Source organism: Candidatus Diapherotrites archaeon, assembly GCA_040755695.1.
Lineage (GTDB): Archaea > Iainarchaeota > Iainarchaeia > Iainarchaeales > 1-14-0-10-31-34 > JBFMAK01.
The window spans coordinates 553,053-573,170 of sequence record JBFMAK010000001.1; the positions used below are offsets into that span (position 1 = coordinate 553,053).

A 20,118-nucleotide genomic window follows, 5' to 3' on the forward strand; every position below is an offset into this window, starting at 1 on the left:
TTATGGGCATACAGCAGGAACTAGAAAGGATGATAAACGAAATAAAGGCCTTGAAGAGGGATGTGGAGGCAGCCTCTGCGCCGCAGGAGCCAATAGAAAAAAAAGAGGAAAAACCAATTGAAGAAACAGGAGAGAAGATTGAAGAAAGATCAAAGCCTGCAAAGCAGATGAATTTCTCTTTGATTTCTGTTTCAGTTAAACAGTACAGGAACGCCCTGCCTTTAATAATAAAGGAGGCAATGGAAAGAAACAATAAAGCCTGCCTTGTGAATTTATTGAGGCTTAATGAATTCCTGAAAAAGGAACTGAAAGCGAATAAAGTTGGAACAGAAGAAATGTTTTTTGTTGACGGCATTACAAGGCCTCTCTCAAAATCAGTTGAATTCGACCAGAAAACAGAATTCATGCTGTCCCAGCGCTCTTTAGGCGAGCTCATAGATGCAATAGAAAGGACAGTGGAAGAAAACAGTTTGAATGCAATTGTTTTTGACTCAATTTCAATCCTCACAATCTACTTCAAGAAAGAAGACCTGAATGAATTCCTCTTCAAGCTCAAAGAGAAACTGAATGAATTAGGCTGCAACGGCTTCTTTATTGTATTAGAAGAGGAAACAAGCCTGGAGTTCTACAACCAGTTAATGGAGATATTAGGAGAAAAAATTACTGCAGAAACTTTTGTCCACAAGATGATTCCAGCGAAGGCAATAAAAGAATTAATTGAAGAAAAGCCTCCTGAAATAAAGCCTGCTGGAGAAGAAATTGCAATGGAGGAACTGCCCAAGCCTGAAATAAAAAAAGGAATAGAGGAATTAAAGGCCATAGCCCTTGAAACACTCAAAGAGGAAAAAGAAGAGAAAGATAAAATTAGAGCCCCAAAGCCAGCAAAATTAAGGCACATCAAAAAAATAAAAATCAAGAGGAAATTGAAGCCAAAACCAAAGAAAATTAGATTGAAAGCAAAAAAGGTTTCCAAGAAAAGGATTGCATTAAAGCCCAAGAAAACTGCCAAGAAAATTGCAATAAAGAAAGAAGCCAGAAAGCCAGTGAAAATAAGAAAGCCCAAATTGGGCGATGAAGAAAGACTGAAGCTAATAAAAAAGCTTTCCCTGCTTGAAAGGTCCCTTGACTTGGGCATTATAAGCAGGGATTCCTTCATTGCAGGCAAAAAAGAAATAGAGAAATTAATGAAAAAATAATTATAAGAACTTCTCCAATTCCTTCACTGAAGGAATATATGTTATTGGGATTTCCTCTTCTATCTCTTCAGGAATTTTTCTGGATAAAGTGTTCTTAAACCAGAGCACTTTTGTTTTGCATTTAAGGTACTTGTAATGGTATTTGAGGACAGCAATTTCCCTTATTACCCCAGGAGACAACCCGAACACAATGCACAACTTTCCTGCTGCGGCTATTTCGCCGTCAACGTCATACCAATGATCTAACTCAATTCTCTCATCCACCAAGTAAAGGAAAGGCTTCAAGTGTTTTACTCCAAATTTTTTGTCTTTCACTGGAACAAGGCCGTAAACCTTTCTTCCTCCTTTTTCTTTGTAGATTCTTGCGACCTCAGAAGGAATGCCTTTGTCAGGCACTATAACTAATTCATGGCCTTTGCGTGCAATCAATTCCGCTGTGCCCTTAATCAATTCCCTTAATTCTCTTTCTTTTATTTTCGTATGCCTTGGAATTTTGGTTATATCGCCAGTACCCAAAACGCTTACTCTCATTTGCAATCCGCTCTGCTATAATACAATAAAAAAACATTAAATTTATAAACGAGAACAATTATACTATTTCATTAATGCAATAAATCTGAGGTGAACTTATTGGCTGAAGGGAAACAGAAGGTTCTGTCTGCTGCACTCAAAGAAATAGAAAGCGAAATAAAGAAATTGAAGACAACAAAAGACGACTTGGAGAGAAAGCTTTCAAGGCTGGCTAAAACCTTGACTGACACGCAGAACATGGAAGTAATACTCAGAAACAAGATTTCTGCTTTATTAGAGAAAGAGACAAACCTCAACTCAAGAAGAGAGAAAATAAAAGAAGAATTAATTCAACTGAAAGAAAAGCTCTCAAAGGTCTCAAGGATAGATGCAGAAATGAAGGAATTAGACTGAATAATTTTTCTTTATGAAGTTCATTGCATTCTGCTTGAACTTCCCTAAATCTTTTTTTCTTATCCTGCCTCCTGCGGCAGGGATATGGCCTCCACCCAATGCTTGTGGAAGGTCTTTGGTTGCATGTTCAAGCATTTCATTCACTGGCAGCCTGAAGTCCTGCCTCCTGGCGCTCAATTCAAGGAAATTCTTTTTCTCCTGCAATACAATTATTGTATTGTGCGGGAATTTTTGTGCCATTAAATTAATGAGATGGCTTTTCACAGGATATAAAGGCTTGAACACGTAAAATATTAATTCAAGTTCAGGAAAAAATTCTGCCCTGCTTTTTGCCTTCTTCTCCCAAAATCTTACCTCCCCCCTGAATTCCTTTACAAGGGCATGGAATTTTGATTTCAGTAATTCATTTGGATTCCTTGTTTCAGCCGAAATTTTAACCAGCTCAGGAATCTTTTTTGGCTTTATTGTTTCAACTGCACCAAAGAGTTCCTTTGCCTCAACAAAGAATTTACTGCAGTCCCTTATGCGGTTTTCCTTGCATGTCTTCCTTATGAAAGGCCTCCATGAGCCTTGCGCGAAGTCGCCGTACAATCCAATGCACGCAATCCATTTCTCTTTCCTTAAATCAATTACTTCAGAAAAAAGGTCAAAGCAGAGCTTTGCTGTTGGGTACTTGCTTCCGTCAATCTTCTTCAGGAACTGGCTTTTAATGAATAATATTTTCTTTGAATTTGAGTCCTTGAATATTTTATGGTGGTCCAAAATCAGGATTGATTGCACGCCCTTCAATTTCTTGAGCTTGTAAGAATGCTGGTCTATGTTCAAATCCAAAATGATTAGCTTGTTTACCTTTTTTCTCTTTAGGAATTTAAGGACCTTTTTTCCCAGCATGGATTCACCGTAATTCTGCTGCAAAAGGAAAGGCCTTCTTCCAGTGAGCTTCTGTATTGCCTTGAATGCGATTGCTGCAGAGCTTATGCCGTCAGCGTCAGTATGATGGATTACTGCAATACTGTCCTTTGAATTCAAATTCAAGGCGAATTCCCTGAATTTCTTCTTTAATTGAGGGCCTGAAATCATGCAATTCACGATATTAATGTATTATTTGTTAAATCAAAAAGCTTAAAAATAAGCTAAACATTTATTATGGTGGAAGATATTTATGGGATTGGAAGGGGCAATGCTGAGTTTTTTTCTTCCAGGATTAGGGCAGACCTATTACGGGAAATACTTAAAAGGCATAATATTCTTTACTTCTGCTGTAATTGTAGGAGTTATAGGAGAAGTTTTTTTTAAGTTTCCCTACATTGTATTGATTGTAACCCTCACAGCAGTAATTGATGCTTTTTCTTACGACAGAAAAAATGAAGAATTCAAGAAACACCAAGAAGAACACAGGAGTGAATTAAGCGAGGCAATGAAGAAGGCTGGCTATACTTAAATTTTTATAAAAATAAAAAAGGAAGTGATTGCAATGGTTTACTCCCATAAAAACAGCAAAGGTGACACCTATTACCTGCACAGCAGAGGTCACCTAAGGTATTTCTCGAAGGACCCGAAAGGAGCAATAGATTTGCCTCCAGAATTAACTGTAATAGAGAACGATAGGACAAAGCTGCCGATAGTCAAAAAAAAGTGAAAAAATGATTGAAGGCAGAAAATTAAAGGAATTGTTTGAAGAAGCAAAAGCTGACTCAATCCTGCTGAGAAACTTCCCCTCTTTTTCAGACCAGAATTTTTATTACTTCACAGGATTGTACAGGGAGAGCTTTGCAAACAATTTCCTTGTTCTCAGCAAAAACAAGAAGCCTTTAATTCTGACAACAAAATTAGAGTATGGTTCAATTCCCAAGACAAAGGCTTATGCAGCGAAAATTTATGATAACGAAAAGCAGTTGAATGAACTGCTTCAAAAAAACCTGAAGGCAAAAAGGATTGGACTGAACTTCAATATTTACCCGGTAAATTCATTCAAAAAATTAAAGAAAATCCTGAAAGGAAAGAAATTTGTTGATGTTTCAGAAGAACTAGGAAAAATTCGCGAGACAAAGACAGGGGAAGAAATCAAAAAAATAAGAGAGGCCATTAAAATAACGCGGGAAGGAATAGAGAAAATAAAAGAAAAAATTATGGCTGGGGCAAAAGAATCAGATTTGGTAAACGAACTGGAGTATTACTTCAAGAAATCCGGCGCAGAGGGAACTGCCTTTCCCTCCATAATTGCTTCAGGCAGGAATTCTGCTGTCCCGCATTACAATACCTCAAGCGAGAAAATAAAAAGGAATGAATTGATTTTGATTGATGCAGGGGCAAGATTCCAAGGCTACTGCGCTGACATCACAAGAAACTTCGTTCTCGGAAAAGCAAGCCAAAAGCAGAAAGAAGTTTATGAAGCAGTATTCAGGGCGCAGAAGAATGCAACGGAGAAAATTAAGAATGGAGTGAAGGCAAAAGAATTGTTTAATGCAGGCAATGCAATAATAAAAAAAGAATTAAATGAAGAATTAATGCACTCTTTAGGCCACGGCTTGGGCATAGAGGTCCACGATTTTCCAGGCAAAATCAACGACAAGGCAGAATGGAAGCTGAAGCAAGGAATGGTTTTGGCAATAGAGCCAGGCTTTTACGATAAGCGCTTTGGAGGCATAAGAATTGAAGACGACCTCCTCGTAACAAAAAATTCTTTTACTGCATTATCCAAGTCGCCGAAAGAATTAATAGAATTATGAGAAATGCCGTATTAAACTGAATTAACCAAACATATGTTTTTTTATAAGTTTGGTTTATTTATATTATTATGAGGATTCCTTTATACAACAGGCTAAAAAAAGGGGCGCATAAAGAAATAGCAATGCTTCAGGACGAGGTAGTGGACATTATATACTTTCTTTCGCCGAAAGCAGTGCTGCACGGCGGCACAGCAATCTGGAGGTGCTATGAAGGCAACAGGTTTTCAGAAGACCTAGACTTCTATCTTTCGACTAGCAATGGCTTTAAGCAGTCTTTTGCAGAACAGCTTAAATCAAAAGGGCTAATTCTGATAAAATACAAGGAAACAGGCAATACAATCTTTTCCAAGGTTTCAAACATAAACAGCGAAATAAGATTTGAGGCAAGCTTAAGGAAAATAAAAAAATATGAAGTAAAACCCTACGAAAAAACCAACGGCACTTACATTGATGTTTTGACTCTTTCCCCTGAAGACTTGCTGCTGGAAAAAGCAAATGCATACGCCAACAGAAAATTGATAAGGGATTTTTATGACGTTTACTGGCTCAGCAGATACCTGCCTGAAAACATTACAGTTAATGAAGAGCTGGGAAAATTTCTTAAAAAGGCTGGAAAGCCCCAGGATGAAAAAACCCTTAAAGCATTGGTTTACTCTGGGGCAATACCTTCTTTTTACCAAATGCTTGTTTCTTTAAAAGGAAGGTTTAGGCAATGAATTATGCAAACCAAGTAAGAGAACATTTCAAGGAAAGGCAAATCTTTTCTGTTGCTGACTTAAAGGCATTTTTAGGCAAAGCAAAAATAAACAAAAATTATTTCTATTTATTGCTGCATAATTTAATGAAAAAAAAAGAGATTTATAGGATAACCAGGGGCTTTTATACCTTTCAAGAAGACATAACTGTTGCAGGCTTTGCTTTTTCTCCTTTTTATTACGGCCTGCAGGAAGCGCTTTCCATAAGAAATTTATGGGAACAGGAATCAAACCCAATAATAATAACGCCAAGAAAAGTGAGAAGCGGAGTAAGAAAAATAATGGATGCAAATGTTGTTGTAAGAAGAATTGACAGAAGAATGTTTTTTGGATTTGAATTCATAAAGTATTCCAGCTATTGGATTCCTGTTTCAGACATAGAAAAAACATTCATTGATTTCATTTACTTTAAAGAATCCTTACCTAAAGAAACGCTAAAAGAAATGAAGAAGAGAATCAAAAAAAAGCTTTTATTTGAATACCTCAAGAAATGCCCGCCTTACATTAGAAAGCAGGCAAAAAAATACTTTTAATTATTTGATTTTTCATTTTCTGCGAAAGAATTAATAGAACTTTGAGGCATTCTATTTTAGTTATGGAGTTAGGGCAGGCTTTAGAGCTAATTAAAGAGGCAGTGCACAGAAAAGAAATGCTATTGGTTATAGGGGAATGCTTTGTGCAGTACCAGGGCAGGGCAGGATCAAAGCTTCCAAAAGGAAAGAGGATGCTTTTAATTAAAGGCGACGGCTCTTTCGCTGTACACCAGAACAGGTTTTTGAATCCTGTGAACTACATGGTTAACAGCGATATTTCAAGCGAATTAAGCCCTGAAGGGGCCATAATAATAAGCGCAAGAAAAAGAAAGCCAAAGGAATTATTGGAAGTATTCTTTTATGGCATTGACTTCATAAAAAATTTTGACATTGAAGGAGACAAGGACTTAAGGCTTTTCGGCTCAGAGAAAGAATTAAGCCAATTATTAATGCAGGACCTTTCATTCATTGAGCCAGGCCTCAAGGCAGTGAATCAGGAAATTCCATTGCGCAAGGGAATAATTGACATCCTTGCAGAAGACGAGAAAGGCAGACTTGTGGTAATTGAAGTTAAAAGAAGGAAGGCAGACTTGAAGGCAGTGAGCCAGCTCCAGCTTTACGTTAAACAGGTGGAGAAAATTAAAGGGAAAGAAACAAGAGGCATATTGTGCGCTCCAGACATTGCTAGGCCTCCTTACGAACTGCTCGAAAGATATGGCCTTGAATTCTATAAACTGGACTACGAGATAAGTAATCCTAAAGCCCAAATAAAAGGCCTGCAGAAGAAGCAGAAAGGAATAATGGAATTCGTTGAATAATTTTTGAAGGAGATTTCATTGAACGCATAGATTTTAATTATTTTCAGGTAATAATTGGTTTAGCATGGTGGTTTTTTGGTAAGAGGTATATGCAGAAAATGTAACAGGAAAGAGGACTTAAGAGGCGGCTTGTGCGAGGACTGTGCAAGCGAGGAAGAAGCAAAAAGAAATCCATTAAATGAAACAAGAGAGAAGCTGACAAAAGAAGAATTAGAAAAACAGATGGCTGAAAAAAGGCATGACAAAAGGTTCTGGACCAGCGGCTGAACAAAAAAACAAAAAAAGGAAGACCAAATACTCTTTTATTGCGGATTGATTAATTTATTTTGATTTGGTTTTGGTGAACCTGCCGTTCTCCATTCTGCTCAGCCTGACATTCAATTCTATCTGTTCGTTCTGGATTTTCCTTATGTCGTCCTGAATTCTCTCTATTTGTTCCTGCACCCTGTTCTGCTGTTTAATTATTCCTTCCATTAATGCCCCACCACAAAAAACTATTATGTAGAAAAATTTAAATAATGTTTTTGCCCTACTTTAAGGCAAAGGTTTTTATATTCTTCCCTGAAAAGAAATGGTAATGGAAAATTTAGGCTTTGATTTCAGGCCTTTTTTCCTTTAAGCTCTCAATAAACCAAAGGTGATTTTTTAATGGCAGAAAAAAAGAAGAAACCAGAAAAGAAGAAGTTCGAGGAAGAAGAACAGGAAGAAGACGACTGGAGCACAGACGAGGACTCAGAAGACACAGAAGACTATGATTATGAGGAATCAGACGAAGAATTCTAAATAACCCCTTTAAAAAAATTCTTTTTCTAAAATTTTTCAGGTTCTTTTCCTCTACTTTTCTATTTTTTTATTTTATGTTTTTTATTTTATGATTACTGTTAATTAGGATTAAATTAGAAATGGATGCCTGCGTATAAGGCTTTATTGTGCGCTGTGAGCTCTTCCTCTATTCTCAGTAATTGATTGAATTTTGCTGTCCTTTCGCCCCTGCATGGAGCCCCTGTCTTTATAAGGCCTGAATTAATGCCTACTGCTAAGTCTGCAATGAATGAGTCCTCTGTTTCTCCGCTCCTGTGGCTTACCATTACCCTCCATTTGCCGTTGAATGCTGTCTGGGCTGACTCTAATGCCTCGCTTAAAGTGCCTACCTGGTTCACCTTAAGCAGGAGGGCATTGCATGCCTTTAAGTCAACTGCTTTCTTTATCCTGTCAGCCCTGGAGACAAACAGGTCGTCCCCTATGACAAGGATTTTTTCTCCTGTCTTCTTGTTCAATTCAATGAACGAATTCCAGTCCTCCTCCGCGAAGGGGTCTTCAAAGGAAAGCATTGGGTAAGCCTTCTTTAATTCAAGATAGTAATGCACTAATTCCTCGCTCTTAAGCTTCATTCCTTCAATTACATAGCGCTTGTTCTTGTAGAACTGCGAGGCAGCAGCATCTATGCCTAACTTCACCTTTTTCTCGTATCCCAGTTCCCTTGCTGCTTCAAGGATTAATTCAAAGGCGTCTGTTGTCTTCCTTAAATTTGGGGCAAAGCCTCCTTCATCACCGTAATTGGCATCGCTTTTGCCGTGCTTTTTTATTATAATCTTCTTTAATTCATGGTGTATTTCTGAACCGCACCTTAAAGCATCAGAAAAGGACTTGAAGTCTATTGGATACAACAAGAATTCCTGGATGCTCAAATTATTTGATGCGTGAGCTCCCCCATTAATCATATTGAATGCAGGCACAGGAAGAGAAAAAAGCTTGTTCTTGATTAATTCAGCCAAGTATTCAAACAAGGGCATTTCAGAGCATAATGCTCCATTCCTTGCGACAGCAAGGCTTACAGCAAGTATTGCATTGGCCCCTAACTTGGATTTATTTGGGGTGCCATCCAATTCAATCATTGCCCTGTCAATGCGCTTTTGCTCTTTTACGTCCATTCCAATCAACTTTTGTGCTATAACCTTGTTCACATTGCTTACAGCCTTCAATACACTCTGCCCTAAATAGTCTTTCTCGTTGTCTCTAAGCTCTAATGCCTCCAGGCTTCCTCTTGATGCACCGCTTGGAACAATTGCGCAGGAAATAAATCTCTTGGTGTGCACTTCAGCTTCAATTGTTGGATTGCCCCTTGAGTCCAAAACCTGCCTTGCCTTGATTTTCACGATTTTGCTCATTTTTATTTCACTTCTATTACAACTAAAACAAAAATATTTAAATTAGGTAGCCCTAATTATTTCATTAGGCCTGAAAGGAGGAATAATTAATGCCTTTAACCCCGCTTGACGCCCAAAAAAAAGAAGAAAAAAGAAAGCAATTAATTGCAGGCGTAAGGAGAACGCCAAACAAGGGAATAATGATTTCTTTCGTGAAAGCAAAAAAAGATTAAAGAAAAAAGAATAATTCGGTGCTTTGCAAATGGACAACTTTGACTTGAAGCTTTTCTCAGGAAACTCTAACAGGAAATTGGCTGAAGCTATCGCCTTTGAACTGAATTTAGGCTTGAGCGACTGCTTTGCAGGCAAATTCAGCGACGGGGAAGTCAACCTGAAAATAAACGAATCCATCAGGGGAAAAGATGTTTTCTTCATTCAATCGCTTTGTGCGCCCCAGAACGACAGTTTAATGGAGCTCCTTGTTTTTTTGGATGCAGCCAAAAGGGCTTCAGCCGGAAGAATCACTGCAGTAGTTCCATATTACGGCTATGGAAGGCAGGACCACAAGATTGGCGCAAGAGACCCTATATCAGCAAAGCTTGTTGCAGACCTGATTTCTGTTGCTGGAGCCCAAAGAATGCTTTCAATTGACCTGCATTCAGCCCCAATCCAAGGATTCTTTGATATTCCTGTTGATAACTTAGATTCTGCTTACATTGTAGCTGATTTTATTCACAAGCACAGGAAAGAATTGCTTAAAGACCTTGTAATAATAAGCCCTGACACAGGAGGCGTCAGAAGGGCAAGGGCTTTCTCAAGGCTTCTTCCAGGGGCAGGAATTGCAATTGTTGACAAAATGAGGCCCAAAGAAAATGTAGCTGAAGTATTCAATGTGATTGGGGAAGTTAAGGGAAAGACCTGCATTATGTTCGACGACATGGTTGACACAGCAGGCTCTCTCACTCTAGGGTCCAAGGCCTTGAAGGACAACGGGGCAAAAAAGATTTTCGCTTACTGCACTCACGGCGTCCTCTCAGGCAAGGCAATAGAAAACATTAATGCTTCACCCATAGAGAAATTGTTTGTTTCTGATTCAATTCCCTTGAACGGCAAGGAAAGCAGCAAAATAGAGCAGATAACAATTGCCCCCCTACTCGCCAAAGCAATAAAGAACATCCACAAAAACCTTTCAGTCAGCGAATTATTCGAAACAGAAAAAGCCAGGCAGGAAAAAATTGTTTAAAAATTAATTATTTGCAGTCAGCCGGGCAATTGCACTTGTTCTCTCTTGCATCGCATACTCCGTCACCGCATTTAGTGCAATAGGATGCCCCAACGCATGCCGGAGGGCAATTATTGTTTGCATCAGGCTTACTGCAGCCAATTGCAGTTAATCCTTCGCAACAGGGCTTTGCTCCAGGAACAACAGCATAGCTTTCGCCTTCAGGAATGCATATTGGAAGCTTTTTGCATATTTTATCAATACATCTTGCCTCGTAATTGTCATTAATTAATTTTATCGGGCAGCCTGGGTCAGGACCGCAGTCTGAAGGCCTGAATCCTGCCTGCTGTAATTTGAATGTTTCAAAAGAGTTTTTGTTTACCGCAATCCATTTGTCTAAAGAATAATCAACTTCTAGACAGGCAACAGGCCAACAAGCCTTAAAATTCACGTCCCTATCTATGAGAAGGCAGTCATTATCTGTACTGCACTGAATGCTTAAATTGTTTATTGGCACTTTAGGGCATTCATCAAATTCACGGTTTTTTGCTGGATTCCTGCCCACTGCTGTGCCGTCAGGGCAGAGCTTTGCTTCCATTGTGCAGGATTTATTGGGGGTACGCTTTGAGTGCAGCCGCTCAAAACAAGTCCAGCAATAATTAAACCAAAAACTGCATACAAATAGTATTTTGGTTTCATTCAATAATAATTGGAATTCAGCTGTTAATAAGGCTTTCTTTTTTGGAAGGTTTTTTTATTTCTTTGCCTTCATTTAATTCTAATTATGCGCTACCTGATTATTTCTGACATTCACGCAAACTCGGAGGCATTGAATGCAGTGCTTGAATCAGCCAAAAGATATTATTGCGACAGACTCCTCTGCCTTGGAGACATTGTGTCTTACGGCGCTGAACCAAACGAATGCATTGAAGTGCTCAGGAAACAGGAAGGTCTGCTCTGCATTATGGGAAACTCTGATGCAGCCTCTGCTGGAATAATTGGCACTGAATTATTCACTGAAAATGCAGCGCAATGCGTTGAATGGACAAAAAAGCAATTGACTGAAAGCAGCAGGAATTTTCTTTCTCATCTTCCAAAATTCTTTTCAATGCAGTTCATGCTTGCAGTGCACGGCACAAACAATGATCCTTTGCTCGAATACATGGATGAAGAAAAAGCAGAATTGTGCCTGAAGCAGGTAGTGGAAGATTTAGTTATTGTAGGCCACACGCATAAACCATTCTATTATGAAGCAAAAGCAAGAGACTTTATCCCAATTGTTGGAGACAGCACAATCAATTTTTCAGGGAAGAGAATGGTTGCAAGCATTCCTTCTGTAGGACAGCCACGCGACGAAAACCCCAAAGCAGGTTACGCAGTGCTCGATTTCCAGAAAAGAAGCTTGGAAATAAGAAGGATTGAATACAACTATAAGTTAACCCAAGAAAAAATCAGGAAAGCAGGCCTCCCGGAAATAGAAGCAGAAAGGTTGGAGAAAGGGATTTAGCAAATGCCAAAAAAACCTTTTAAACCAAAAGCCAGAGGCCCAGCTTATTACGTTGAAAGAGTCAAAAATAAAATAAACCTGCAAAGGGAAAAATTTGACGCCAATGTCAAATACCTTCAGAGAAAAAATATTACTTGGGTCAAGGACAGGAGTTATTTTGATTATAACAGCTTTTTTTATCAAGCTCTCGGAACAACTATTGTTGAAGCCCTTGCAAAGATGCAAAGAAAAAAAGGAAAACCCTTAATAATTTTAGAAGATGGCTCAGGCACTGGTCGGGCTCTAGAAGAATTAAAACTTAGGTTATTAGAAAAAAAAGTGCCTAACAAAACAATCGCGCTTTCTTTATTTCCTGATGATGCTTTAATGGCAAGAAAAGCAGGCGGGAAAATAGACGAGGTAATTATTGGGCCCGCAGAACATTATGTGCCAAAAAAGCCAGTTGACGCAATAATCTCAACAAGAGGTTCTATTGCCTATACTGCACCTTTCATAAGAAAAGACCACCTGTTAAAGTTTGCTTATTCCCTGAAGAAAGGCGGGATAATGATGGTTAATTTTGAAGTCCCCAAAGAATTAAAACCAACCAAAAAAGAATCTTTCAGCATACAATTCAAAAAAATAGATTTTCAAAGTACCCTAAAAGGAATTGAAAGGGCTTTTGAAAAAAGAGGCTTTAAAGCAAAATTTTATCCACAGACAGAGACACTCAACACATACATACTAATTGTAAGAAGAATAAAATAATTTAAGCAAATTTTTTCACTTTATCCATTTTTTTACGAAAGCTTTAAAAATAATTATGAATATATATTTATAATACATTTTGGAGGTGCAAAATATGCCTTTTAGAGACGGAACCGGCCCTCTTGGTCGCGGGACCCTTACTGGAAAAGGATTTGGGCCGTGCGGAAGAGGCTTTGCTTTTAGGAGGGGCTTAAGCAGATTTAGTTTTTCTGAACCAATAACTTTAACACAAGAAGAGCAAAAGAAAATCTTGGAAGAAGAAATTAAAGAAATTGAAGCAGAAAAAAAAGCAATCGAAAAAAAATTGGAAGAATTAAAAGAGTGAAATATTGAATGCCCAGGCCAAGACTTTGCAGGAGGGTAAGTTTTCATCCAGATATAACTTACTTCAAGCCTGCGGGAATTAGGATGAAGCAACTGGAAGAATCAACCATATCATTTGATGAGTTTGAGGCTGTGAGATTAAAGGATTTATTAGGCTTGGAACAAGAGGAAGCAGCAAAAAAAATGAACATCTCGCAGCCAACCTTTCACAGGCTGGTGTTGTCAGCAAGAAAAAAGATAGCTGACGCCATTGTAAACGGAAAAGCAATAAAAATTGAAGGAGGCTTCTGCAAATTCAGTAAATAAACTCTAATCCTAATTCTTCTGCCAGTTTTAAGGCCTTGCTTAATTCTTCTGCTGTGATTCTTCTCCTGAGCTCAAAGAATTCATATGATTTATAGTCTGGATGGAATTGGTCCATGATGTTCACTACAGCCTTGTCCTTGAATTTTTCTGCGATGAATTTTAGGACTGGAGAAGTGCAGCACTCGAAATGCCCTGGCAGCATTAAATGCCTTACAACCATTTCAGAGTCATTGAATGCAAGCACATGATTCCTTTTCACTACATCAAGATAATTGGGGGCATTAGAGTACTTTAAAGCGCATTCATTGCTACCGTACTTGAAGTCCGAGAGAAAGACATCAATTGTTCCTTTCAGGAGCTCCATTGCTTTCTCGCTCATAAAAAAATTGGAATTCCATATTACAGGAACATTAAGGTCAATACGGTTCAATGCATCAAGAATAAATGGAAGCTGTGGTGTTGGGCTTCCTCCAACCAAGTTCAAGTTCCTGCAATTGTTTGCGTTCAAGAAGGTTTTTGCCAATTGCTCTACGCTTGATTCTTCTCCTTGGTCTAGCTGGCTTGCCTGAAAGTTTTGGCAGTAAACGCAATTCAGATTGCAGCCAGAAAAGAAGACAGTAAAGGAAGGCACAAAAAATGGCTCTTCCCCGAAATGCTCGAAAGCAGAATTCACTTTAGGGCCTAAAACCCTGCAATAGCCTTTTTTTCCTTCCATCCTCTTTGCATTGCATTTTCTCTCGCATAAAGTGCAGGAAGCCATTAGCTCGTAAGCCTGCTCCACCTTGCTCTGCAGTTTTCCCAAATCCTTTAAAGCCAGATACTTTGGCTTTGCCTTTCCTTCAAGTATTGCCTGATAGTTTTTGAGTGCGTACATAAAGTAATAAATACAAGTTAAGATTTATTTAATTTAATATGCTTAAAATTCCCAAAATCAAAATAAAAATATTCCCCAATAAAAAGACAATCAATTTTGTTGACTTGGGCTGCGGAAAAGGAGATTTAATTAGGAGGTTTGGGAAAGACGGCAAAAGAGTTATTGGGGTTGACAATTGGTATTCAGTAAAATCTTCTGAAAAGATAAAAAAATCAGATATGTTCAAGTTTTTGAAAAAACAGAGAAGCAATTCAATAAAAGTAATTAATTCTGACATGTCTTTGGCTTTTGGAACTGATATTTATACTTACGGCAAAAAACGCGAGGTCTACAAGGAAATAAAAAGAGTGCTGGTAAAAAACGGAAGGCTGATACTAACTTGCCGTAAATTTCACGCAGAAAAAGAAATTGAATTATTGAAAGAAGCCGGATATGAAGTTTACTCCAGGCCATTAAAAGAAAAAGAAACAGAAAAAACACCTTGGATAAAATTCGAAAAATATATGAGCTCTGATGACAGCTCTAAACCCCATATTATTTTTGCTGTAAAGCGCAAATGAAACTGATGCTTAGGTTTTCGCCTAACTATTTCTTCAAGTATTTAAAGACCCTTAAACATAATTTGTTTTAAAGGTGATTTTGTTCTATGAAGGCAAAGAATTTATTGATTCTGTTACTCGTGCTAATATTAATTTTAAGCCCGCTTGTTTCAGCCAAAACTTCTTCTTCATACTTTCACTCGAACGACTATTATGTTGTGACTTTTGACGGAGAAGGGGATGCAATTGTTTCAGCTAAACTGGTTATAGATAATTTCACTGACTCTTCAATTAAAAAATTTGACTTGGAGATTCCGGGAAGGGCAAAGATATACAAGGCTGTACTAGAACCTTATGGTTATCCTTATCCTGTGCCATTATATGGCGCAGAACAAATTATTGAAAAGCCTGTGGCTCCTGACTACTATCCTTACCCGCAATACCAGAACCAGAAAATAGACTTCACTTACGATTATACCTCTGACTCAACTTTAGTACACTTGGAGCTCCCTTACAGCATTCAGCCTAACTCTCAGGCAGCAATTGTATTACTGTACAAGATTTTAGGCTACGCAGAAAAAGATTTTCTGGGAACATTCAATTTTGACTTCAAGACTGTTGTGGACAACAAGGCTGCATTGATTCAGAATGTAAGGGTTGCAGTGAACGTGCAGGAAGGCCTTTATCTTAAAGGAGGCCAGGCAAAGGTTGAATACAAGCCTGAATTCTTTGGCTCAGGTGCAGTAAGCAAAATGGCTTCAGCTGAGGTTTCTTCTTCTTATTACAGGGACTACTCTCAGGCAATAGAGTATTCTCAGGGAGAAATCGTGAAGACTGCCTCAAATCTTGATCCATTTGAGTCATTTCACTTGAAAGGATCTTATTCAGACAACTGGCTGCTTTTATTTTTGGGCGACATAGCATTATGGATTATAATATTAATTGTGATTGGGTTCACTGCAAAGAATTTAATTTTAAGCAAGATTTTTTGGGGAAGAGAGGAAAAGCAGTTCTTTGAGCCTAAAAGGACTGCAAGAGAAAAAAGAGAATTAAGGGGAGAGGAAGAGAAGGGAATTGGCTTTATTGCGTTGGTTGGATTCCTTTCTGCTTTGGGCATAATTGCCTTCTGGTGGTTTTATGCAGTGATTGTTTCTGCCTTATTTTCAATTGTGGGCTACATGAATCCTGCTTTGATTGGATTGCTCTTTTTCCTGATTGGATTAATTGTGAGCGGGGCACTATTGATTGGCCTTCCAATATATTACGGGAACAGGAAAGGCTTTGGGTTTGGAGCAATGATTCTGATGAGCACTGTTCTATGGCTTTTAGTGCTTGCAGTTGTTTCGCTGATAATTGTTGGAATTCTTGCCCCTCCAATTTACGCGTACCCAGCCATGGCTGACTGATGTTTTTCACCCCCCATTCCAGCCGGCTTTTTTTGAAGGCCGGCTATCTTTTTTAATTTTTTGGAATCCAAATTATTCTATCTGTATGATTAGCTCTAATTATAGGCATAAGACAAAGGGCTTTACTGATTCAATTGGGGGAATGCTTGCAGGCATTGGGCTGAAGGCAAACCATGTCACAATGCTTTCAGTTGTTCTGGCTATAGTAACTGCTTTTGCCATAATTAAAGGCCAATGGCTTGCCGGAGGAATATTGATCCTGGTTACTGGGGCAATGGATGCATTGGATGGGGCAGTTGCAAGGGCGACAAATTCTTCAACTAAATTTGGCTCTTATTTTGATGCTGTAACTGACAGGTATGTTGAGGCAGTAATTTTCTTTGCAATAGGCCTTTCATCTGGCTTATGGGTTCTTGTATTCATTGCATTCCTCGGTTCAATTATTACCTCTTATAACAAGGCAAGGGCTGCAATTGAAGTTAAAGTGGAGAATGCCAACTGGCCTGAGCTCTTAGAGAGAACTGAAAGAATTCTGTTGTTAGGGATTGGGTTGATTGCTTTCGGAATTTACTCAAAAGAAATTTTTTCTTTCACCCTTCTTTTCTGGTTCCTGCTTGCACTGGCAATCCTTTCTAATTTGAGCGCTATCCAGAGGTTTTTCAGGGCAAAAAAATTAATTGAAAAGCCAAAAACAAAGAGGAAAGCAAAAGGGATTTAAATAAGAAAAGATGTAATACTTTTAGGGTGATTATATTTGGGTCTTTTTGGCAGAATTTTAGCAAAACAGGTAAAAAAGGAAGAAGGCTATACCAATAAAGCGAAATGGGCTACAAGCAATCCTGCGCCTGACTCCTATGAGGCAGAATTAAGGCAGAGGTTCTTGGAGAAGTTCAATGAAGCAAGGCTTAATCCATTCATTAAAGAAACAGTTTTAGAATCAATGGTGCGGGACCCTGTGTATGCAGAAAAGATTATACTCAAGTTAAGCAAGTACAGCAGCCATGCCCAAGAAAATTTTGCTGCAGACATCAGGAGAATGAACCAGGATCAGACAAGGAAATATCTTGAAAGACTTTAGAGTGAATTAAATGGGAAAATTACTGGACGCATTATTCAAGGGAAAAAATCAGGACAAAGGAAAATTCGATGAATACTCAGAGGAAACAAAAAGGCTGTTATACGAGCAGAAAGTAAAAGAAATAAATGAAACAAGGAGAGCAGAATTAAGCACTATGCTTGAACACTCAGGCATTGACCTGTCAGTCAAGCCCATTGTATTGGATGCAATGGTGAAAGAGCCGGGCTTTGCACCGGAAATAATAGAAAAGTTGAGCAGGTTCTCTCCAATAGGCCAGAAGAGAATGGCAATGCCCTTAAAAGGCATGCCTAAAGAAAAGATAAGGGCATACATCGAAAGCCTCTGATTCTAATTTTTTGGGAATAATTAACCATTTAATCCTTTTTTTACAATTAATATTTACCGGCTGATTATTATGATTGAATTCCAGGAGAAGAAATATTCTGACAAAGAAATTTATTCAATCCTGAATCCCTTGCTTGGGGAATGGTTCAAGGAGAGATTCGGCTCTTTCACTGAACCGCAAAGATATTCAATAATAAACATCCACAACCAGGAGAACACTCTAATTACTGCTGTAACTGGCTCAGGGAAAACCCTTTCAGCATTCACTGCAATATTAAATGAATTGGTTTCCCTTTCAGAGGCAGGGCAATTGGAAGACAGGGTTTACTGCATTTACATTTCACCCCTCCGGGCACTCAATAATGATATCTCAAGAAATCTGAGAGAGCCATTGGAAGAAATTGAAAAAAAGGCAGAAAAAAAAGCAAAGAAAATCAATGTAAGGATTGGGGTGAGAACAGGGGACACAACGCCAAGCGAGAGAGCCTCAATGATGAGGAAGCCTGTACACATTTTAATTACAACTCCAGAGTCATTGGCGATAATTCTTAATGCCCCGAAATTCAGGCTTCTTCTCTCCAAAGTGAAATGGTGCATTATAGATGAAATACACTCGCTTGCAGAATCAAAGAGAGGCGTTCACCTCTCCATTTCACTGGAAAGGCTGCAAAGGCTTTCGCCAGGATTATGCAGGATTGGATTGAGCGCTACAATTGCCCCAATAGATGAGGTAGCGGAATTTCTTGTAGGGGAAGAAAAAGGAAAGCCGAGAGACTGCAAGATTGTGGATGTTAAGTTAGAGAAGAAATTGAACATGAAGGTAATTTCTCCCCTTCCTAACATGGTTGATGTCACACAGGAGCAAGTGCATAATGCATTGTACAATTTGCTGGATGAATTGATTCAGGCACACAAGACAACACTTGTATTCACTAACACGAGAAGCGCAACAGAAAGGGTAGTGCACCACCTGAAAGAGAAGTTCCCAAAGAATTACACTGCAAACATTGGAGCCCATCATTCTTCCTTGAGCAGGGAGCTTAGATTGAATGTAGAGGAAAGGCTGAAGAAAGGAGAATTAAAGGTTGTTGTTTCTTCCACCTCGCTTGAATTGGGAATAGATATTGGATACATTGACTTGGTTGTATTATTAGGCAGCCCTAAAAGCGTTGCAAGGGCGCTGCAAAGGATTGGAAGGTCTGGCCATAAACTGCACGACGAAATTAAAGGCAGGATTATTGTGCTTGACAGGGACGACCTCATTGAATGCTCTGTCCTTCTCAAGAATGCTTTAGAGCACAAGATTGACAGGATTCAAATTCCAAAAAATTGTTTGGATGTACTTGCACAGCAATTGCTTGGAATTGCATTGGAAGGAAAACAGCACTCAGAGGAAGCATTCAAGCTCATAAGGCAGAGCTATTGCTACAAGAGCCTTGAAAGAAATGACTTTTATGAAGTGCTCTCTTATCTTGCAGGCGAATATTCTAGTTTGGAGGTAAGGCATGTTTACGGAAAGATCTGGTTTGATGAGAAAACAAAGATGTTCGGCAAAAAGGGAAAAATGACTAGAACTATTTACATGACAAATGTAGGCACTATTCCAGATGAAGCAAAGATTACAGTCAAATTAGGAGAACAAAAGATTGGAACAATAGATGAAGGCTTCCTTGAAAGGCTGCATAAAGGGGATGTCTTTGTGTTAGGAGGCCAAAGCTATGAATTTTTGTTTGCTAGAGGAATGACTGCGCAGGTGAAGAGCGCTTTCAAGAGGCCTCCTACAGTTCCAAGCTGGGTTTCGGAAATGCTTCCCTTATCCTTTGATCTTTCGCTGGAAATACAGAAGTTCAGGTGTTTGATGGAAGAAAAATTCCGTGCAAAAAAGACAAAAAAGGAAATACTGCAATTCATTCACTCTTATTTGTATGTTGAAGAGAATGCAGGGAACGCAATCTATGAATACTTTAAAGAGCAGTTTTTGTACGCTGAAATTCCAACTACAAAAAAATTATTGATTGAAGTGTACAAGGAAGCCAATTTGAGCCATATAATATTCCATTCGCTTTATGGGAGAAGAACAAATGATGCCCTGAGCAGGGCTTATGCTTTTGCCTTGAGCAGGCTAATCCATAAAGATGTCGAGATTTCAATGAATGACAATGGTTTTGTGCTTTCGGCTGACACAAAAATTCCATTAGAAAGGACACTTTCATTAGTAAAGAGCTCTGAGCTCAAGAGATTGCTTGAATCAGCAATTGAGAGGACTGAGGTTTTGGGAAGGAGGTTCAGGCACTGTGCTGTGCGTTCCCTTATGATTCTGCGCTCCTATAAAGGCTACGAAAAGAGCGCTGGAAAACAGCAGATGGCTTCAAGGCTTCTGTTGAGTGCAGTGAAAAGGATTTCAGAAGAATTTCCAATATTGAAGGAAGCCAGAAGGGAAGTGCTTGAAGATTTAATGGATTTGGATCATGCAACAAGAGTGATTAAGGGAATTGAAGACAAATTAATCAAAACCAAAATCATTCTCACTGAAATTCCCTCTCCTTTTGCATTCAATCTTGCACTGCAGGGCTACATGGACTTAATGCGCATGGAATCCAAGCTCCAGTTCATCAAAAGGTTGCACGAGCAGATACAGCAGAAGATAAAGGAGAAAGAGGAAAAATGA

At 38.7% G+C, this 20,118-nt stretch carries 28 protein-coding genes; 22 read left to right on the forward strand and 6 right to left on the reverse strand.

The features are described 5' to 3' along the window. The first annotated feature begins 2 nt into the window (after positions 1 to 2). Positions 3 to 1,196, forward strand: coding sequence for a hypothetical protein (locus AB1467_03280; GenBank protein ID MEW6295294.1), 1,194 nt, complete (start codon positions 3 to 5; stop codon positions 1,194 to 1,196). Here AB1467_03280 and AB1467_03285 read toward each other — a convergent pair whose 3' ends face one another. After that, positions 1,197 to 1,727, reverse strand: coding sequence for a hypothetical protein (locus AB1467_03285; GenBank protein MEW6295295.1), 531 nt, complete (start codon positions 1,725 to 1,727; stop codon positions 1,197 to 1,199). A 99-nt stretch (positions 1,728 to 1,826) separates the two neighbouring features. Here AB1467_03285 and AB1467_03290 point away from each other — a divergent pair, with 99 nt between their 5' ends. After that, on the forward strand, positions 1,827 to 2,120 hold the full coding sequence (locus AB1467_03290; protein MEW6295296.1) for a hypothetical protein: 294 nt from the start codon (positions 1,827 to 1,829) through the stop codon (positions 2,118 to 2,120). Here AB1467_03290 and AB1467_03295 read toward each other — a convergent pair. Next, positions 2,112 to 3,200, reverse strand: a complete 1,089-nt coding sequence (locus AB1467_03295) for a DHH family phosphoesterase (protein MEW6295297.1) — start codon at positions 3,198 to 3,200, stop codon at positions 2,112 to 2,114. The two genes, AB1467_03290 and AB1467_03295, sit on opposite strands and share 9 nt — an antisense overlap. Before the next feature lie 82 nt (positions 3,201 to 3,282). Here AB1467_03295 and AB1467_03300 point away from each other — a divergent pair, with 82 nt between their 5' ends. From AB1467_03300 to AB1467_03330, 7 genes are all read left to right on the forward strand, one after another. Then, positions 3,283 to 3,561, forward strand: coding sequence for a hypothetical protein (locus AB1467_03300; protein ID MEW6295298.1), 279 nt, complete (start codon positions 3,283 to 3,285; stop codon positions 3,559 to 3,561). Positions 3,562 to 3,594: 33 nt separating this feature from the next. Continuing rightward, positions 3,595 to 3,759, forward strand: a complete 165-nt coding sequence (locus tag AB1467_03305; GenBank protein MEW6295299.1) for a hypothetical protein — start codon at positions 3,595 to 3,597, stop codon at positions 3,757 to 3,759. Between the two features lie 4 nt (positions 3,760 to 3,763). After that, positions 3,764 to 4,849 (forward strand): Xaa-Pro peptidase family protein, encoded by a 1,086-nt coding sequence (locus AB1467_03310; GenBank protein ID MEW6295300.1) that lies wholly within the window; start codon positions 3,764 to 3,766, stop codon positions 4,847 to 4,849. A 68-nt stretch (positions 4,850 to 4,917) separates the two neighbouring features. Next, positions 4,918 to 5,565, forward strand: a complete 648-nt coding sequence (locus AB1467_03315; protein MEW6295301.1) for a nucleotidyl transferase AbiEii/AbiGii toxin family protein — start codon at positions 4,918 to 4,920, stop codon at positions 5,563 to 5,565. Continuing rightward, positions 5,562 to 6,137, forward strand: a complete 576-nt coding sequence (locus tag AB1467_03320) for a type IV toxin-antitoxin system AbiEi family antitoxin domain-containing protein (GenBank protein MEW6295302.1) — start codon at positions 5,562 to 5,564, stop codon at positions 6,135 to 6,137. The genes AB1467_03315 and AB1467_03320 overlap by 4 nt, the downstream gene beginning before the upstream one ends. Before the next feature lie 62 nt (positions 6,138 to 6,199). Next, positions 6,200 to 6,955, forward strand: coding sequence for an endonuclease NucS (nucS, locus tag AB1467_03325; protein ID MEW6295303.1), 756 nt, complete (start codon positions 6,200 to 6,202; stop codon positions 6,953 to 6,955). 75 nt (positions 6,956 to 7,030) lie between these two features. Next, complete coding sequence (locus AB1467_03330) at positions 7,031 to 7,222, forward strand: hypothetical protein (protein ID MEW6295304.1); 192 nt, start codon at positions 7,031 to 7,033, stop codon at positions 7,220 to 7,222. 54 nt (positions 7,223 to 7,276) lie between these two features. Here the strand turns inward: AB1467_03330 and AB1467_03335 are convergent, their stop codons facing one another. Next, positions 7,277 to 7,429 carry a hypothetical protein gene (locus AB1467_03335; protein MEW6295305.1) on the reverse strand — a complete coding sequence of 51 codons (153 nt, stop codon included), beginning with the start codon at positions 7,427 to 7,429 and terminating at the stop codon, positions 7,277 to 7,279. A 174-nt stretch (positions 7,430 to 7,603) separates the two neighbouring features. Here AB1467_03335 and AB1467_03340 point away from each other — a divergent pair, with 174 nt between their 5' ends. Beyond that, complete coding sequence (locus AB1467_03340; GenBank protein ID MEW6295306.1) at positions 7,604 to 7,738, forward strand: hypothetical protein; 135 nt, start codon at positions 7,604 to 7,606, stop codon at positions 7,736 to 7,738. A gap of 113 nt (positions 7,739 to 7,851) precedes the next feature. Here the strand turns inward: AB1467_03340 and eno are convergent, their stop codons facing one another. Beyond that, on the reverse strand, positions 7,852 to 9,123 hold the full coding sequence (gene eno / locus AB1467_03345; protein ID MEW6295307.1) for a phosphopyruvate hydratase: 1,272 nt from the start codon (positions 9,121 to 9,123) through the stop codon (positions 7,852 to 7,854). 89 nt (positions 9,124 to 9,212) lie between these two features. Between eno and AB1467_03350 the strand changes: the two genes are divergently transcribed. After that, complete coding sequence (locus tag AB1467_03350; protein MEW6295308.1) at positions 9,213 to 9,335, forward strand: hypothetical protein; 123 nt, start codon at positions 9,213 to 9,215, stop codon at positions 9,333 to 9,335. 29 nt (positions 9,336 to 9,364) lie between these two features. Then, a complete protein-coding gene (locus tag AB1467_03355) occupies positions 9,365 to 10,345 on the forward strand; it encodes a ribose-phosphate pyrophosphokinase (GenBank protein MEW6295309.1) in 981 nt (326 codons plus the stop codon). Between the two features lie 7 nt (positions 10,346 to 10,352). Here AB1467_03355 and AB1467_03360 read toward each other — a convergent pair whose 3' ends face one another. Then, positions 10,353 to 10,922 carry a hypothetical protein gene (locus AB1467_03360; protein MEW6295310.1) on the reverse strand — a complete coding sequence of 190 codons (570 nt, stop codon included), beginning with the start codon at positions 10,920 to 10,922 and terminating at the stop codon, positions 10,353 to 10,355. 186 nt (positions 10,923 to 11,108) lie between these two features. Between AB1467_03360 and AB1467_03365 the strand changes: the two genes are divergently transcribed. The 4 genes from AB1467_03365 to AB1467_03380 all read left to right on the forward strand — a co-directional run bounded on the left by AB1467_03365 (position 11,109) and on the right by AB1467_03380 (position 13,208). After that, complete coding sequence (locus AB1467_03365) at positions 11,109 to 11,831, forward strand: metallophosphoesterase family protein (protein MEW6295311.1); 723 nt, start codon at positions 11,109 to 11,111, stop codon at positions 11,829 to 11,831. Positions 11,832 to 11,834: 3 nt separating this feature from the next. Beyond that, positions 11,835 to 12,578 (forward strand): hypothetical protein, encoded by a 744-nt coding sequence (locus AB1467_03370; protein MEW6295312.1) that lies wholly within the window; start codon positions 11,835 to 11,837, stop codon positions 12,576 to 12,578. A gap of 94 nt (positions 12,579 to 12,672) precedes the next feature. Then, complete coding sequence (locus tag AB1467_03375) at positions 12,673 to 12,903, forward strand: DUF5320 domain-containing protein (protein MEW6295313.1); 231 nt, start codon at positions 12,673 to 12,675, stop codon at positions 12,901 to 12,903. A gap of 8 nt (positions 12,904 to 12,911) precedes the next feature. Continuing rightward, complete coding sequence (locus AB1467_03380; protein MEW6295314.1) at positions 12,912 to 13,208, forward strand: DUF134 domain-containing protein; 297 nt, start codon at positions 12,912 to 12,914, stop codon at positions 13,206 to 13,208. Here AB1467_03380 and AB1467_03385 read toward each other — a convergent pair. Next, positions 13,198 to 14,082, reverse strand: a complete 885-nt coding sequence (locus AB1467_03385; protein MEW6295315.1) for a radical SAM protein — start codon at positions 14,080 to 14,082, stop codon at positions 13,198 to 13,200. The two genes, AB1467_03380 and AB1467_03385, sit on opposite strands and share 11 nt — an antisense overlap. Positions 14,083 to 14,120: 38 nt before the next feature. Here AB1467_03385 and AB1467_03390 point away from each other — a divergent pair, with 38 nt between their 5' ends. The 6 genes from AB1467_03390 (at position 14,121) to AB1467_03415 (ending at position 20,118) form a co-directional block, all read left to right on the forward strand. Continuing rightward, positions 14,121 to 14,642 (forward strand): class I SAM-dependent methyltransferase, encoded by a 522-nt coding sequence (locus tag AB1467_03390; protein ID MEW6295316.1) that lies wholly within the window; start codon positions 14,121 to 14,123, stop codon positions 14,640 to 14,642. Positions 14,643 to 14,728: 86 nt separating this feature from the next. Next, a complete protein-coding gene (locus AB1467_03395; protein MEW6295317.1) occupies positions 14,729 to 16,027 on the forward strand; it encodes a hypothetical protein in 1,299 nt (432 codons plus the stop codon). Between the two features lie 85 nt (positions 16,028 to 16,112). Beyond that, positions 16,113 to 16,745: a CDP-alcohol phosphatidyltransferase family protein gene (locus AB1467_03400; GenBank protein ID MEW6295318.1), complete on the forward strand. Its 633-nt coding sequence runs from the start codon at positions 16,113 to 16,115 to the stop codon at positions 16,743 to 16,745. Between the two features lie 36 nt (positions 16,746 to 16,781). Continuing rightward, a complete protein-coding gene (locus AB1467_03405; GenBank protein MEW6295319.1) occupies positions 16,782 to 17,105 on the forward strand; it encodes a hypothetical protein in 324 nt (107 codons plus the stop codon). A gap of 10 nt (positions 17,106 to 17,115) precedes the next feature. Beyond that, positions 17,116 to 17,451: a hypothetical protein gene (locus AB1467_03410; protein MEW6295320.1), complete on the forward strand. Its 336-nt coding sequence runs from the start codon at positions 17,116 to 17,118 to the stop codon at positions 17,449 to 17,451. A gap of 69 nt (positions 17,452 to 17,520) precedes the next feature. Continuing rightward, positions 17,521 to 20,118 carry an ATP-dependent helicase gene (locus AB1467_03415; GenBank protein MEW6295321.1) on the forward strand — a complete coding sequence of 866 codons (2,598 nt, stop codon included), beginning with the start codon at positions 17,521 to 17,523 and terminating at the stop codon, positions 20,116 to 20,118.

Excerpts from the sequence above, each read along its gene's own strand:
- AB1467_03335 (MEW6295305.1), bottom strand. The coding sequence starts at position 7,429 with ATGGAAGGAATAATTAAACAGCAGAACAGGGTGCAGGAACAAATAGAG.
- AB1467_03355 (MEW6295309.1), top strand. The coding sequence starts at position 9,365 with ATGGACAACTTTGACTTGAAGCTTTTCTCAGGAAACTCTAACAGGAAA.
- AB1467_03310 (MEW6295300.1), top strand. The coding sequence starts at position 3,764 with ATGATTGAAGGCAGAAAATTAAAGGAATTGTTTGAAGAAGCAAAAGCT.
- eno (MEW6295307.1), bottom strand. The coding sequence starts at position 9,123 with ATGAGCAAAATCGTGAAAATCAAGGCAAGGCAGGTTTTGGACTCAAGG.
- AB1467_03340 (MEW6295306.1), top strand. The coding sequence starts at position 7,604 with ATGGCAGAAAAAAAGAAGAAACCAGAAAAGAAGAAGTTCGAGGAAGAA.
- AB1467_03320 (MEW6295302.1), top strand. The coding sequence starts at position 5,562 with ATGAATTATGCAAACCAAGTAAGAGAACATTTCAAGGAAAGGCAAATC.
- AB1467_03365 (MEW6295311.1), top strand. The coding sequence starts at position 11,109 with ATGCGCTACCTGATTATTTCTGACATTCACGCAAACTCGGAGGCATTG.
- AB1467_03315 (MEW6295301.1), top strand. The coding sequence starts at position 4,918 with ATGAGGATTCCTTTATACAACAGGCTAAAAAAAGGGGCGCATAAAGAA.
- AB1467_03350 (MEW6295308.1), top strand. The coding sequence starts at position 9,213 with ATGCCTTTAACCCCGCTTGACGCCCAAAAAAAAGAAGAAAAAAGAAAG.
- AB1467_03390 (MEW6295316.1), top strand. The coding sequence starts at position 14,121 with ATGCTTAAAATTCCCAAAATCAAAATAAAAATATTCCCCAATAAAAAG.
- AB1467_03360 (MEW6295310.1), bottom strand. The coding sequence starts at position 10,922 with ATGGAAGCAAAGCTCTGCCCTGACGGCACAGCAGTGGGCAGGAATCCA.
- AB1467_03375 (MEW6295313.1), top strand. The coding sequence starts at position 12,673 with ATGCCTTTTAGAGACGGAACCGGCCCTCTTGGTCGCGGGACCCTTACT.
- AB1467_03410 (MEW6295320.1), top strand. The coding sequence starts at position 17,116 with ATGGGAAAATTACTGGACGCATTATTCAAGGGAAAAAATCAGGACAAA.
- AB1467_03415 (MEW6295321.1), top strand. The coding sequence starts at position 17,521 with ATGATTGAATTCCAGGAGAAGAAATATTCTGACAAAGAAATTTATTCA.
- AB1467_03300 (MEW6295298.1), top strand. The coding sequence starts at position 3,283 with ATGGGATTGGAAGGGGCAATGCTGAGTTTTTTTCTTCCAGGATTAGGG.
- nucS (MEW6295303.1), top strand. The coding sequence starts at position 6,200 with ATGGAGTTAGGGCAGGCTTTAGAGCTAATTAAAGAGGCAGTGCACAGA.
- AB1467_03370 (MEW6295312.1), top strand. The coding sequence starts at position 11,835 with ATGCCAAAAAAACCTTTTAAACCAAAAGCCAGAGGCCCAGCTTATTAC.
- AB1467_03285 (MEW6295295.1), bottom strand. The coding sequence starts at position 1,727 with ATGAGAGTAAGCGTTTTGGGTACTGGCGATATAACCAAAATTCCAAGG.
- AB1467_03395 (MEW6295317.1), top strand. The coding sequence starts at position 14,729 with ATGAAGGCAAAGAATTTATTGATTCTGTTACTCGTGCTAATATTAATT.
- AB1467_03295 (MEW6295297.1), bottom strand. The coding sequence starts at position 3,200 with ATGATTTCAGGCCCTCAATTAAAGAAGAAATTCAGGGAATTCGCCTTG.
- AB1467_03280 (MEW6295294.1), top strand. The coding sequence starts at position 3 with ATGGGCATACAGCAGGAACTAGAAAGGATGATAAACGAAATAAAGGCC.
- AB1467_03305 (MEW6295299.1), top strand. The coding sequence starts at position 3,595 with ATGGTTTACTCCCATAAAAACAGCAAAGGTGACACCTATTACCTGCAC.
- AB1467_03385 (MEW6295315.1), bottom strand. The coding sequence starts at position 14,082 with ATGTACGCACTCAAAAACTATCAGGCAATACTTGAAGGAAAGGCAAAG.
- AB1467_03380 (MEW6295314.1), top strand. The coding sequence starts at position 12,912 with ATGCCCAGGCCAAGACTTTGCAGGAGGGTAAGTTTTCATCCAGATATA.
- AB1467_03400 (MEW6295318.1), top strand. The coding sequence starts at position 16,113 with ATGATTAGCTCTAATTATAGGCATAAGACAAAGGGCTTTACTGATTCA.